We start from the raw sequence: 12,525 nt of genomic DNA, 5'->3' as shown, positions 1-12,525 counted from the left end.
GCCGCCTAAACTTTAAGTCGCGAGCAGGGCTTGCTTTTCGCGACGGCGCTGGACCGACGAGGGAATCCGCAGCGCTTCGCGGTACTTGGCGACGGTACGCCGCGCGATGTCGATTCCCGAGTCTCGCAGCATTTTGACAAGCGTATCGTCGGAAAGAACATCCTGGGGCGTTTCGGCGTCGATCAGCGCCTTGATGCGGTGACGAACCGCCTCGGCCGAATGCGCCTCGCCGCCCTCGGACGAGGCAATCGAGGCGGTAAAGAAATATTTGAGCTCGAACACGCCGCGCGGCGTCGCCATGTACTTGTTCGAGGTAACCCGCGACACGGTCGACTCGTGCATCGAGATCGCCTCGGCGACGGTCTTCAGGTTCAGCGGCCGCAAATGCGCCACGCCATGCGCCAAAAAGGCGTCCTGCTGGCGGACGATCTCGGTCGCCACCTTCAGGATGGTCTTCGCCCGCTGGTCGAGGCTCTTCACCAGCCAGTTGGCGGTCTGCAGGCACTCGCTCAGATAGGTGCGATCCTCGCCCTTCGATTGCCGCGCGACGTTGGAATAATAGCTCTGGTTGACAAGCACGCGCGGCAGCGTGTCGGTGTTCAGCTCGATGCGCCAGCTGCCGTCCGGCGCGGCGCGCACGACGACATCCGGCACGACGGGATGGATCGGCACCGAGCCGAAGGCGCTGCCCGGCCTCGGATTTAGGGCGCGGATCTCGCGCAGCATCTCCGCCAGATCCTCGTCATCGACGCCGCAAAGCCGCTTCAGCGCCGCCATGTCGCGGCGCGCGACGAGATCGAGATGGGCAAGCAGCGTGGCCATGGCGGGGTCGTAGCGGCCACGCTCGCGCAACTGGATAGCCAGGCAATCGGCGAGATCGCGGGCACAGACGCCCGTCGGCTCGAACCCCTGCAGGATCCCCAGCACATGCTCGACCCGCGCCAGCGGTGCGCCCAGCCGCGCCGCGACGGCATCCAGGCTGCCGCGCATGTATCCGGCCTCGTCCACCTCGTCGATCAGCGCCTGGCCGATCAACCGCAAGACCGGATCGGTGACGGCCAGACCCAGCTGGTCGCCGAGCAGGCCGGCCAGCGACTTCTCCTCGGCCACGAAGGCTTCGAGATTGTAATCGTCGCTACTGACGGCATGGCGGTCGGAAGGCATCGCCCAGGGATCGACCGGCGGCATCGCCGCGCCCTCGCCCGCCGCGGCGCCGTGATCGTCGGGAAACACATTGGCAAGGTCGGTATCAAGCCGTTCGGCGATCGCGTCGGGCGAAACCTCCAGCCGCGTCTCCAGCCAGTCGGGCCGCTCCTCGGCGAGATCGCCGGCGACGTCGCGGTCCTCGGCCGCATCCGAGGCGCCCTCCGCCGGAAGCGCGATGCCGGCGGTATCGTCGCGCTCGTCGCGCTCGAGCAGCGGGTTGCGCTCAAGCTCGGCGTCGACATAGGCAACCAGATCGAGATTGGACAGCTGGAGCAGCTTGATGGCTTGCATCAGCTGCGGCGTCATCACCAGGGACTGGCTCTGCCGGAGCAGGAGTTTTTGAGAAAGAGCCATGCTTCGGCAGCGAATCCCGGCGTGTGGTCCAAGGCTTTTTTCGCCTCAGGCCCGCAAGGCTACCCGCCCGATGGCCCAAGACTTGCTTGGTTCGCCCCTTGGTATCGCAAGCGGCGTCGCCGTCAAAGCGTAAATTGCTCTCCGAGATAGAGACGCCGCACCTCGGGGCTGGCGACGATATCGTCCGGCCGGCCCTCCATCAGCACCTCACCGGCGTGAATGATATAGGCGCGGTCGATCAGACCGAGCGTTTCGCGCACATTATGGTCGGTGATCAGCACGCCGATGCCGCGCTGGGTCAGGTGGCGGACCAGCACCTGGATGTCGCCGACAGCGATCGGATCGATGCCGGCGAACGGCTCGTCGAGCAGCATGAAGGCGGGTCGGCTGGCGAGGGCGCGCGCGATTTCGCAGCGCCGCCGCTCGCCGCCGGAAAGCGCGATGGCCGGCGATTTGCGCAGATGGCTGATGTGGAACTCGGCCAGCAGCGAATCGAGCTCTTCCTCGCGCTTGTGGCGGTCGGGTTCGACGACTTCCAGCACGGCCTTGATGTTCTGCTCGACCGTCATGCCGCGAAAGATCGAGGTTTCCTGCGGCAGATAGCCGATGCCGAGACGGGCTCGGCGATACATCGGCATGTGGGTGACGTCATTGCCGTCCAGCTCGATGCGGCCGTGATCGGCCTGCACCAGTCCGGTGATCATGTAGAAGATCGTCGTCTTGCCGGCGCCGTTGGGTCCGAGCAGGCCGACCGCCTCGCCCCGCGCCACGGCAAGGCTTGCCGAATTGACGACGCGACGGCGGCGATAGCTCTTGCCGATGCCGTGCGCGACGAGCCAGCCGGGGCCGCCGGCATCCTTGGCATAACGGGTCACTTGCGGCTCGTCGGCTCGCGCTGCGGCGAGATCCGCCGCTACCGACCCCCGGCTCTTGAAAAGGCTCGACAAAATGACCGGCGCTCCGTTCGATGCCCCGGCGCTGCCGGCTGCGGTTATCATCGGGAATCCGGCGGAGGTTCCTTGCGGAAATCCGGATGGGTCCCAGGGGCGTCGGTTCGACGCCCCGTTGCTTGCCATGAGCGCCCGAGGACGCCGTTTTGGCTGGCTTAGGGCTTGCTGCCCGGCGCCGCGCCCGGCGTGAAGATACCGCGAATGCGGGCGCCCGGCTTCTGGTCGACGCGGGCGCGGCCCGTCGTCATGTCCCAGGTCAGCTTGTTGCCGGTGATGACGTTGGGGCCCTGGCTCAACACGACATTGCCCGAAAGCGTCACCAGCTTGCCGACCATGTCGACGACGGCGGTGTCGCCGGTCGCCGTCTGCTCGCCGGAATTGACATAGACCTTGCCGCTCGCCTCGATGCGCGTGAACGAGCCGGCGCCGGGCAGGCTGCCTTCCAGCGACGGATCGGCCGCGGCAGGCTTTGCAGCGGCGGGCTTGGCGTCCGCAGGCTTGGCATCCGCAGGCTTGGCATCCGCAGGCTTGGCGTCTTTCCCGTCGGCGCCGGCGGCCGGGGTCTTGGAGCCGGCCGAATAGATCGAGATCTTGCCGGCCTTCAGCACGCTGTCGCCGCGCGTGACGGTGACGTTGCCGGTGAAGGTCGAAATCCGCTGACCGTCCTTTTCCGCCACATCGAGCGAATCGGCCTCGACATTGACCGGGCCCTTCTGGCCGGTCTGGAAGCCCTTGAACAGATCAGCGGAGGATTGCGCGCGCACCTCGACGGCCCCGAGGACCATCGGCAGGAAGGCGAGCGCAACGAGCAGGCGGTGGGACAATCTTGTCATTCGATCACCGAAGGTGCGGCGGGCTGCGGGGAAGACGAGTCGGCTGGGGCAGAGTATGTCACCTTTACCCCATTCCTGAACATAACGCGCTTGCCGCGATCCAGCACTTCAACGCTGTTGGCCTGGATACGACTGCCCTGGGCCGTGAAATCGATCGGCTTGCCGGAGCGCATGGTGCCAGCCTTCATGTCGATATCGGCATCCTGCAGCGTTCCGGCGATGCCGGTCGAGGTCGAGAGCTGGATCGCCTTGTCAAGGAACAGGCGCTGCTTGTCGGCATAGTAGGTGCCGGTCGTCGCCACCACCTTGGCCGTGCCGCCACTATCGTCCATGCCGATCGTGGCGCCGATATCCTGCAGGGTAACGACCTTGGTGTCCTTCAGCGACTGCTCGGCCCGGTTGGCCTTCAACTCATAGGCGCGGCCATTGTTGGTGAAGCCCGAGACATGCGGGTTCTCCATCACCACGGCGTTGTTGGTCACGTCGATCGAACCGAAGGAAACGCCTTCCGGCAGCTGCGGCACAAAATAGGTGAAGACGAAGAAGAGGCCGGCCGCGAAAACGGCTACCGTGGGCAGGGCGAATTTGAGGAAGCGGACGAAGCGGCTGTGGCGCATGGCCGCGCGATAGCGCACATCGACGCCGCCACGCGTGTCGACATACTGGCGGCCAAGGCCCTGGGCTGACCCGATCGGGTCAGGCGACGCTCTCATGCGATCTCCGCTTGCTCATGTCTCTATTCCCGCCCACGCCATTCCGTCTCGCTTGTGACATCACATTGTCACATCAGTTGCGAGTGCGCTTCCAATATGGATATTCCGCGGCGCCCACCAAGGGGTGCGCGACGCAACGTCGCCACACGGTTCAGGCGTGCGCGAAGATATCCTGTTCCGGCCAGCCTGCAAGATCGAGCGCGGCGCGGGTCGGCAGGAAGCGGAAGCAGGCCTCGGCCAACTCGGTCCGGTTCTCGCGTGCCAGGCGCTCGTCCAAGCGTGTCTTCAGGCCATGCAGATAGAGCACGTCGGAGGCGGCATAGGCGAGCTGCGCCTCGGTCAGCTTCTCGGCCGCCCAATCGGAACTCTGCTGCTGCTTCGACAGATCGACGTCGAGCAGTTCCTTGACCAGATCCTTCAGGCCGTGCCGGTCGGTATAGGTGCGGGTCAGGCGCGAGGCGATCTTGGTGCAATAGACCGGATTGACCGTGACACCAAAGGCATGGCCGAGCACGGCGACGTCGAAGCGGGCGAAATGGAAAATCTTGGTCACGGCCGGGTCGGTCAAAAGCTTGACCAGGTTCGGCGCCTCGCGCTGGCCCGGTGCAATCTGCACGACATCGGCCGTGCCGTCGCCCGGAGACAGCTGGACGACGCAAAGCCGGTCGCGGTGCGGATTGAGACCCAGCGTCTCGGTATCGATCGCGACCGACGCGCCATAATTCGAAAGATCGGGCAGATCGCCGCGATGCAGGCGGATCGTCATAGGCTAAAATCCTCGGATGTCGGACGCGTTTGCGTTTTCCTAACGAAGCATGTCGACTTCTGCAATGACGCAGGTCACAGCCATAGGGCCGCGCGGACGGAGGAATACAACCATGACGACCCTCGAAGGCGAGCCCGCGACCGATCCGGTCCGCTGGGGCATTCTCAGCACGGCCCGCATCGCGCGCCAGCGCGTCGTGCCGGCGATGCTGAAAAGTCCGTCGACCCGCGTCGACGCCGTCGCCTCGCGCAGCCTCGACAATGCCCGCAATTTCGCCTCGGCCTTCGATATTCCCAAGGCCTATGGCTCCTATCAGGAACTGATCGACGATCCCGAGATCGATGCGATCTACAATGCCCTTCCCAACCATCTGCATGTCGAGACGACGCTCGCCGCCGCCGCGAAGGGCAAGCATGTGCTCTGCGAAAAGCCGATCGGCCTCGATCTGGCCGACGCGCTCCGACTGAAGGACGTCCCGGCCGGGGTGCTGATCGGCGAAGCCTTCATGATCCGCCATCACCCGCAATGGCACGAAGTCCGCAACATCATCGCTTCCGGCCGGATCGGCGATGTCCGCGCCGTCCAGACCTTCTTCGCCTTCCTGAATGTCGACCCGGCCAATATCCGCAACCGGCCCGAGACGGGCGGCGGCGCCATTCTCGACATCGGCTGCTATGCGATCGCCTCGGCGCGGTTGATCTTCGATGCCGAACCGCTGCGCGTCATGGCGCTGATCGATCGCGACCCGGTCATGCAGACCGACCGTTCCGCTTCGATAACAGCCGATTTCGGCGGCGGTCGGCAGTTTTCGGCAACCCTCTCGACCCAGGCGTTTCGCCATCAGCGCGTCGGCATCGTCGGCACCGAAGGCCGGATCGCGATGGAGACACCGTTCTCGGCGCCGACAGACGAAAAATCGAAGATCCTGCTCGACCTGCACGGCTCCGGCCAGGCGGCCGAGACAATCACCTTCCCGCCCGTCGACCAATACGCCCTGCAGGCCGAAGCGTTTTCGCGCGCGGTGCGTGGGACGGGGCCGTGGCACTACGGGCTCGACGACGCCTTTGCCAACATGGCCGTGCTCGACGCGCTCTTCCGCTCGGAGCGGTCCGGGACGTGGGAAGCCCCGTAGACCACGGGAAAGGCTTAGCAATTAGGCCCTATAAGCGATGTGTGAGGGATCGGCGGGCGGCTTCTTGAAGCGGCCGCCCCGCACGACCATATTGGGCTACGGGAATGATCCCGACGGACGCCTCTTGGAGGGTCCGGTTACAAGGTCGCTTAGTGAAAGGACTTTGTGGATGTCGCGCGTTTCTGCGTTCTCCAGTCCGCTGCTTCTTGGATTCGACGAGATCGAACGAGCACTCGATCGAGTCGCGAAAGCATCGGGCGACGGCTATCCGCCCTACAACATCGAGCGGGTCACCAAAAACGGTGCGCGCGACGAGTGCCTGCGGATCACGCTGGCCGTGGCCGGCTTCTGCCGCGAGGCACTCGAAGTAACCGTGGAAGAAAATCAACTCGTCATTCGCGGTCGCCAATCCGACGACCGTGAGCGGATCTACCTTCACCGCGGCATAGCGGCACGACAGTTTCAGAAGACATTCGTGCTGGCCGATGGGATCGAGATCATCTCGGCGGAGTTGAAAGATGGACTGCTTGCCATCGATCTCGCCCGGCCGACGCCGGAACGGGTCGTTCGCAAGATCGAGATCGGCGTTCGCGACTAAGGTCGCCGGTCTTTCTCGCTCGTCAATGAGGAGACATATCATGTCTGCACGTATCGCCATTTCGCCGGAGATCCTCGCGGGTCTCGGCAACGGTCAGATTGCCTTCGTCAAGGCAGTCAATTCCGAAGATATCCGCTCGCTGTTCCCGGACGCGCCCGAAATCGCAGCCGGCCAGAAGTTCTGGGCCCTGCTCGACGCACGCGGCACGCCGCTGATGATTGCCGACAGCCGCGACGCCGTCGTCATGAACGCGCACGAAAACGATCTGGAAGCGGTGAGCCTGCACTAGGCTTTTTGCCAGCCCCTGCCCCGTCGGCCTCCCCCGACGGGACCTCGGGCACCCCGGATTTGAGCGCGGATGCTGGGCATCGGATTCTTCCTGTGTGGGAACATCCGGTGCCTTTTGTGTTTTGGAGGGCAAGAGGTGGCCGGCTGCTGTGCCCCCGCTCATCATCCTGAGGTGCTTCGCGCAGCGAAGCCTCGAAGGAGGATCCAGCGGAGCCTCCAGTTTTCAGACGAGATCCATTTCTTTTTTTCCATCCGTGGCGTTCCCTGAACCCTCCTTCGAGGCCCGGCTTCGCCGGGCACCTCAGGATGATGATCGAGATTTTGGATTGCCGCCGGAGAGAACAGCCCCCAAACCCGAGGCCTACGCCAAGATATAAAAAAAGCCGCCCGGACTCACATCCGGGCGGCTTTTTGTTGAAAGCAGCAAGTTTACGAGCGCAGAACGCCCTGCGTCGCCTTGCCGACTTGGGCGACGATCTTCGCGGCGACCGCGTCGATCTCCTCGTCGGTCAGCGTCTTCTGCGTCGGGCGCAGCGTCACTTCGATGGCGATCGACTTCTTGTCGGCGCCAAGCGACGCGCCCTCGAAGACGTCGAACACCGAGACGTTCGAAATCAGGACCTTGTCGGCACCCTGCGCGGCCTTGACCAGCTTCGCGGCCTCGATCTTGCGATCGACAACGAAGGCGAAGTCGCGCGTCACCGGCTGGTAGGGCACCAGTTCCAACGGCGGCTTGGTCTTGGTCGGACGGGCGCGCGGCGCGGGAATCGCGTCGAGGATGATCTCGAAGCCGACCAGCGGGCCGGAAACGTCGAGCGCTTCCAGCACGGACGGGTGCAGTTCGCCGAACCAGCCGATGATGTTCTGAGGACCCAGCTGGATCGTGCCGGAACGACCCGGATGGAACCAGGCCGGCGCCCCGGCGACGATCTGGAACTTGTCCACCGGCGCGCCAAGCGCGTCGAGCAGCGCCAGCGCATCGGCCTTGGCGTCATAGACGGAAACCGCCGGCGCCTTGCCCTGCCAATGACGACCGGCGCCGTTCACCGTCGCGCTCAGGCGGCGGATGCCGGTGGCAGCGGTCAGCTGGTCGGAAGGCTTGGTGCCGCGAAAGATCTGGCCGACTTCGAACAGAGCGAGATCCGCGACGCCGCGATCGGCATTGCGCTGGGCCGCCTGAAGCAGGCCGGGCAGCAGGCTCGGCCGCATGTCGGACAGGTCGGCCGCGATCGGATTGGCCAGCGCCAGTTCCGGCTTGCCGCCGCCAAAGGCTTCCGCCACCGACTTCGCCACGAACGACCAGGTCACCGCCTCGACCAGGCCGCGCGCCGCCAGCGCCCGCTTGGAACGACGGGTGCGGGTCTGGGCCAGCGTCAGCACCGGCTTCGAAACATTGTCCGACTTCGGCAACGGCGTCGAAGGCACGCGGTCGACGCCGAGGATGCGCATGACTTCCTCGACCAGATCGGCCTTGCCGTCGACATCCGGGCGCCAGGACGGCACACCGACCGTCAGCGACGGAGCGTTGCCGGAGACCTGGAAGCCGAGCGCCGTGAGAACCTGGCGGATCTCATCCTCGGTCGGATCGATGCCAGCCAGGCGCTTCACTTCGGCGATCGGGAAGGCGATCGTCAGATGCGGCTCCGGCACGGTGCCGGTGACGACGATCTCGCTCGCCTCGCCGCCGCAGAGTTCCTGCACCAGACGGGTCGCAAGCTCCAGGCCGGGCAGCATGAAGGCCGGATCAACACCGCGCTCGAAGCGATAGCGCGCGTCCGAGTTGATGCCAAGCTTGCGGCCGGTCTGCGCGATGTTCAGCGGTTCCCAAAGAGCCGATTCGATCAGCACGTCGACCGTGTTCTCATCGCAGCCGGAAGCTTCACCGCCCATGATGCCGCCAAGCGACTCGATTCCCTTGTCATCGGAGATGACGACGATCGACGGGTCGAGCGCATACGTCTTGCCGTCGAGCGCCAACAGGCTTTCGCCTTCCTTGGCCCGGCGCACGGTCAGATCGCCAGTGACCTTGGCCGCGTCGAAGACGTGCAGAGGACGGTTGCGATCGATGGTCAGGAAGTTGGTGATGTCGACCAGCGCGTTGATCGGGCGCAGGCCGATGGCGCGCAGCTGACGCTGCATCCATTCCGACGACGGGCCGTTCTTGACGCCGCGCACAAGGCGCAGCGCGAAGGCGGGCGTCAGCGCCGGCGTATCGCCGAACTCGAATTTTACGTCGACCGGCGACGGGAACTTGCCTTCGACCGGAGCGACCGAACGATCCTTCAGCTGGCCGAGACCAGCGGCCGCCAGATCGCGCGCCACGCCGTGGATGCCAAGGCAATCCGGGCGGTTCGGCGTGATGGCGATGTCGATGACGGGATCGCCAAGGCCGGCATATTCGGCATAGGCCATGCCGACCGGCGCATCGGCCGGCAGTTCGATGATGCCGTCATGGTCTTCCGACAGCTCCAGCTCGGCGGCCGAACACAGCATGCCGTGGCTCTCGACGCCGCGGATGGTGCCGACCGTCAAGGTGATGTCCTTGCCGGGGATGTAGGTGCCGGCCGGCGAGAAGACGCTCTTCATGCCGGTGTGGGCATTCGGCGCGCCGCAGACGACCTGCACCGGGTCGCCCGAGCCGGTATCGACCATGCAGACGCGCAGGCGGTCGGCATTCGGATGCTGAACGGCCGAGACGACATAGGCGATGGTGAAGGGCGCGAGCAGCTTGGCCTTGTCCTCGACGCTCTCGACCTCGAGGCCGACACGGGTCAGCGCATCGGTGATCTCGTCGAGCGAAGCGGTGGTCTCAAGATGCTCCTTGAGCCAGGAAAGCGTGAATTTCATGGGTCTTTCCTTACGAGCTCAGGCCGCCGACGAGCGCCGGCAGGTCCAGCGGACGGAAGCCGTAATGATTCAGCCAGCGCTGATCGGCGTCGAAGAAGGCGCGCAAATCCGGCATGCCATATTTCAGCATGGCGATGCGGTCGATGCCCATGCCGAAGGCGAAGCCCTGGTAGACGTCGGGATCGAGGCCGGCGAAGCGGATGACGTTCGGATGAACCATGCCGCAGCCAAGGATTTCGAGCCAGTCGTCGCCCTCGCCGAAGCGCACTTCGTTGCCGACGCGCTTGCAGCGGATGTCGACTTCCATCGACGGCTCGGTGAACGGGAAGAAGGACGGGCGCATGCGCATCTCGACCTTCTCGACCTCGAAAAAGGCGCGGCAGAACTCTTCCAGCAGCCACTTCAGGTGACCGATATGGCTCGACGTGTCGATCACCAGGCCCTCGACCTGATGGAACATCGGCGTATGGGTCTGGTCGCTGTCGTTGCGATAGGTGCGGCCGGGCGCGATGATGCGGATCGGCGGCTTCTGCGTCTGCATGGTGCGCATCTGCACGGGTGAGGTGTGCGTGCGCAGCAGCAGGCGTTCGCCCTGCTCGTCAGGATTGAAGAAGAAGGTGTCGTGCATTTCGCGCGCCGGATGGCCGACGGGGAAATTCAGCGCCGTGAAATTATAGTCGTCGGTCTCGATATCCGGCCCCTCGGCGACGGCAAAGCCGAGATCACCGAAGATCGCCGTGATCTCGTCGATCACCTGGGAGATGGGATGGATGCGGCCCTGCTCGAGCGGGCTGGCGCGCAGCGGCAGCGTGACGTCGACCGCTTCCGACGCGAGGCGCGCGGCGAGACCGGCCTCCTTCAGCGTGGCGCGGCGGGCGAGAAGTGCTTCGGAAACACGATCGCGAAGTCCGTTCAGCGCCGGTCCCATGACCTTGCGCTCGTCCGGCGTCATGGCGCCGAGGCCCTTCAGCAGGTCGGAGACGGAGCCCTTCTTGCCAAGGGCGGCGACGCGGACTGTCTCGATGGCGGCTTCGTCGGAAGCGCCGTCAATGGCCGCGCGGATGTCGCGTTCGAGAAGTTCGAGATCGGACATGTCATTCCTCATGGGCGCCAGTGCAGCGCCGGATCATCGTCAGTTCGATCCGAAGAGGAATGCTCGCCGGATCACGCCAAACGCCGCAGCCGCGATAAAGCGGCGGCGGCGCGGTTGCGTTCCGGCCCCGGAAAGTCCGGTGGGTGGCCGCCCGAAGGCGGCCGCCCGACTCAGGCGGCCTGCTGCTGCAGAGCGCCCTGAGCCTGATCGACCAGCGCCTTGAAGGCGACCGGCTGGCTGATTGCCAGTTCGGCCAACACCTTGCGGTCGACTTCGATCCCGGCCTTTGCGAGGCCATCGATAAAGCGGCTGTAGGTGAGGTTCTCGGCGACTTCGCGGACGGCCGCGTTGATGCGCTGGATCCACAGAGCGCGGAAGTTGCGCTTCTTGGCCTTGCGATCGCGGTACGAATACTGGGCGGCCTTGTCGACCGCTGCCTTCGCTGTCCGGATGGTATTCTTGCGACGGCCGTAGAAGCCCTTGGCGCGCTTCAGGACCTTCTTATGCTTGGCGTGTGACGTTACGCCCCGCTTAACTCTCGACATGATTCAAACTCCAGGGAAAGGGGGACGGTTCAGCCGTTCAGGAACTGCTTGACGATCTTCGCATCCGCATCCGAAAGCACGGTGGTGCCGCGTGCATTACGGACAAACTTCGCGGTGCGCTTGATCATGCCGTGGCGCTTACCTGCCTGGCCTGCCTTCACGCGTCCGGTACCCGTGAGCTTGAAACGCTTCTTGGCGCCGCTCTTGGTCTTCAACTTGGGCATTTTGCTCATCCTTAATCATGCTGCCGAGATGAGAACCCCACCACCCGTCTTGCAACGGGCGTTCAAGGGTCGCTTCGGCATGGAAGCATTCGTGAGCCGACGCGGCATGCCCTGAGAAAATCGTCAACGAATTGACGTTCCTCGCGCCGGGCGGCTCGGAAACGGCGGATCTATAGCGGGAGAGGATGGATGTGGCAAGATCCCATATGAGGGAGGCGGGCCGAAGATTCCGGTCCGCCATTATACCAAGCCATCGAGGACATCCTGTCGGACGTCGGTCTCGGCCGCGTTTCGCTTAACGCGGAGCCAGGACCATGATCATCTGGCGGCCTTCAAGCTTCGGTTCCGCCTCGACCTTGGAGATCTCGGCCGTCTCGTCGCGCACGCGCTCGAGCAGCTTCATTCCAAGATGCTGGTGGGCCATTTCACGGCCACGGAAGCGAAGCGTCAGCTTGACCTTGTCGCCCTCTTCGAAGAAGCGCTTGATCGCCTTCATCTTGACCTCGTAATCGTGGTCATCGATGGCGGGGCGCATCTTGATCTCTTTGACCTCGACGACCTTCTGGTTCTTGCGAGCCTCGTTGGCCTTCTTCTGGGTCTGGTACTTGAAGCGGCCGAAGTCGAGGATCTTGCAAACCGGCGGCTCGGAGTTCGGCGAGATCTCGACGAGATCGAGGCCTGCTTCCTGGGCAGCGGCCAAGGCGTCCTGGATCAGGGTGACGCCAACATTCTGGCCGTCTTCACCGATCAACTGAACTTCACGGACACCACGAATATCGCGGTTGATACGCGGCCCATCCTTAGTGGGTTCCTGCGCTTTGAACGGACGGCGAATGGGGGCACTCTCCTCTAACGTTTATGAATCTGGCCAGATTGACTAAATGGGTACGGTCCACTTGTTTGTCGAGGCCCCAGCTAGGTGGCGAGACGAACAGCGGACACGCGGGGTCAAAGTTCCCGGACAGCCCTGCGAACC

General features: G+C 64.3%; 13 protein-coding genes. 3 read left to right on the top strand and 10 right to left on the bottom strand.

Translation table 11 applies throughout. The annotated features are described in order from the left end of the window. Positions 1-12: 12 nt before the first annotated feature. The 5 genes from rpoN to OSH12_RS21200 form a co-directional block, all read right to left on the bottom strand. Positions 13-1,560, bottom strand: a complete 1,548-nt coding sequence (gene rpoN, locus OSH12_RS21220) for an RNA polymerase factor sigma-54 (RefSeq protein ID WP_266345620.1) — start codon at positions 1,558-1,560, stop codon at positions 13-15. A 122-nt stretch (positions 1,561-1,682) separates the two neighbouring features. Then, the gene (gene lptB, locus OSH12_RS21215) at positions 1,683-2,558 is read right to left on the bottom strand and encodes an LPS export ABC transporter ATP-binding protein (RefSeq protein WP_266345619.1); all 876 of its coding nucleotides are present in this window, start codon (positions 2,556-2,558) and stop codon (positions 1,683-1,685) included. Between the two features lie 107 nt (positions 2,559-2,665). Continuing rightward, complete coding sequence (locus OSH12_RS21210; protein ID WP_266345618.1) at positions 2,666-3,343, bottom strand: LptA/OstA family protein; 678 nt, start codon at positions 3,341-3,343, stop codon at positions 2,666-2,668. Further along, a complete protein-coding gene (gene lptC, locus OSH12_RS21205) occupies positions 3,340-4,056 on the bottom strand; it encodes an LPS export ABC transporter periplasmic protein LptC (RefSeq protein WP_266345617.1) in 717 nt (238 codons plus the stop codon). Before lptC ends, OSH12_RS21210 begins: the two co-directional genes overlap by 4 nt. 151 nt (positions 4,057-4,207) lie before the next feature. Then, positions 4,208-4,822 carry a ribonuclease D gene (locus OSH12_RS21200; protein WP_266345616.1) on the bottom strand — a complete coding sequence of 205 codons (615 nt, stop codon included), beginning with the start codon at positions 4,820-4,822 and terminating at the stop codon, positions 4,208-4,210. Between the two features lie 112 nt (positions 4,823-4,934). On the opposite strand from OSH12_RS21200, the gene OSH12_RS21195 reads away from it, so the two are divergent. The 3 genes from OSH12_RS21195 to OSH12_RS21185 all read left to right on the top strand — a co-directional run bounded on the left by OSH12_RS21195 (position 4,935) and on the right by OSH12_RS21185 (position 6,841). Further along, entirely contained in the window at positions 4,935-5,954 is a 1,020-nt protein-coding gene (locus OSH12_RS21195) for a Gfo/Idh/MocA family protein (RefSeq protein WP_266345615.1), read from the top strand. 169 nt (positions 5,955-6,123) lie between these two features. Further along, positions 6,124-6,552 (top strand): Hsp20 family protein, encoded by a 429-nt coding sequence (locus OSH12_RS21190; RefSeq protein WP_266345614.1) that lies wholly within the window; start codon positions 6,124-6,126, stop codon positions 6,550-6,552. Positions 6,553-6,592: 40 nt separating this feature from the next. Beyond that, the gene (locus OSH12_RS21185; protein WP_266345613.1) at positions 6,593-6,841 is read left to right on the top strand and encodes a BQ00720 family protein; all 249 of its coding nucleotides are present in this window, start codon (positions 6,593-6,595) and stop codon (positions 6,839-6,841) included. A gap of 428 nt (positions 6,842-7,269) precedes the next feature. Here the strand turns inward: OSH12_RS21185 and pheT are convergent, their stop codons facing one another. The 5 genes from pheT to infC all read right to left on the bottom strand — a co-directional run bounded on the left by pheT (position 7,270) and on the right by infC (position 12,384). Next, on the bottom strand, positions 7,270-9,687 hold the full coding sequence (gene pheT / locus OSH12_RS21180) for a phenylalanine--tRNA ligase subunit beta (RefSeq protein WP_266345612.1): 2,418 nt from the start codon (positions 9,685-9,687) through the stop codon (positions 7,270-7,272). A 10-nt stretch (positions 9,688-9,697) separates the two neighbouring features. Beyond that, entirely contained in the window at positions 9,698-10,780 is a 1,083-nt protein-coding gene (gene pheS, locus OSH12_RS21175) for a phenylalanine--tRNA ligase subunit alpha (RefSeq protein ID WP_266345611.1), read from the bottom strand. A 170-nt stretch (positions 10,781-10,950) separates the two neighbouring features. Then, positions 10,951-11,325, bottom strand: a complete 375-nt coding sequence (rplT, locus tag OSH12_RS21170; RefSeq protein ID WP_266345610.1) for a 50S ribosomal protein L20 — start codon at positions 11,323-11,325, stop codon at positions 10,951-10,953. 29 nt (positions 11,326-11,354) lie between these two features. After that, the gene (rpmI, locus tag OSH12_RS21165) at positions 11,355-11,549 is read right to left on the bottom strand and encodes a 50S ribosomal protein L35 (protein ID WP_201401663.1); all 195 of its coding nucleotides are present in this window, start codon (positions 11,547-11,549) and stop codon (positions 11,355-11,357) included. Between the two features lie 295 nt (positions 11,550-11,844). After that, entirely contained in the window at positions 11,845-12,384 is a 540-nt protein-coding gene (gene infC / locus OSH12_RS21160; RefSeq protein WP_266345641.1) for a translation initiation factor IF-3, read from the bottom strand. Between the last annotated feature and the right edge of the window lie 141 nt (positions 12,385-12,525).

This window comes from Kaistia terrae, from assembly GCF_026344005.1.
Taxonomy (GTDB): Bacteria; Pseudomonadota; Alphaproteobacteria; order Rhizobiales; family Kaistiaceae; genus Kaistia; species Kaistia terrae.
The sequence above is the reverse complement of the archived record's forward strand: the minus strand, read 5'-3'. Positions and strand labels throughout refer to the sequence as shown.

Excerpts from the sequence above, each read along its gene's own strand:
- rpoN (WP_266345620.1), bottom strand. The coding sequence starts at position 1,560 with ATGGCTCTTTCTCAAAAACTCCTGCTCCGGCAGAGCCAGTCCCTGGTG.
- lptB (WP_266345619.1), bottom strand. The coding sequence starts at position 2,558 with ATGATAACCGCAGCCGGCAGCGCCGGGGCATCGAACGGAGCGCCGGTC.
- OSH12_RS21210 (WP_266345618.1), bottom strand. The coding sequence starts at position 3,343 with ATGACAAGATTGTCCCACCGCCTGCTCGTTGCGCTCGCCTTCCTGCCG.
- lptC (WP_266345617.1), bottom strand. The coding sequence starts at position 4,056 with ATGAGAGCGTCGCCTGACCCGATCGGGTCAGCCCAGGGCCTTGGCCGC.
- OSH12_RS21200 (WP_266345616.1), bottom strand. The coding sequence starts at position 4,822 with ATGACGATCCGCCTGCATCGCGGCGATCTGCCCGATCTTTCGAATTAT.
- OSH12_RS21195 (WP_266345615.1), top strand. The coding sequence starts at position 4,935 with ATGACGACCCTCGAAGGCGAGCCCGCGACCGATCCGGTCCGCTGGGGC.
- OSH12_RS21190 (WP_266345614.1), top strand. The coding sequence starts at position 6,124 with ATGTCGCGCGTTTCTGCGTTCTCCAGTCCGCTGCTTCTTGGATTCGAC.
- OSH12_RS21185 (WP_266345613.1), top strand. The coding sequence starts at position 6,593 with ATGTCTGCACGTATCGCCATTTCGCCGGAGATCCTCGCGGGTCTCGGC.
- pheT (WP_266345612.1), bottom strand. The coding sequence starts at position 9,687 with ATGAAATTCACGCTTTCCTGGCTCAAGGAGCATCTTGAGACCACCGCT.
- pheS (WP_266345611.1), bottom strand. The coding sequence starts at position 10,780 with ATGTCCGATCTCGAACTTCTCGAACGCGACATCCGCGCGGCCATTGAC.
- rplT (WP_266345610.1), bottom strand. The coding sequence starts at position 11,325 with ATGTCGAGAGTTAAGCGGGGCGTAACGTCACACGCCAAGCATAAGAAG.
- rpmI (WP_201401663.1), bottom strand. The coding sequence starts at position 11,549 with ATGCCCAAGTTGAAGACCAAGAGCGGCGCCAAGAAGCGTTTCAAGCTC.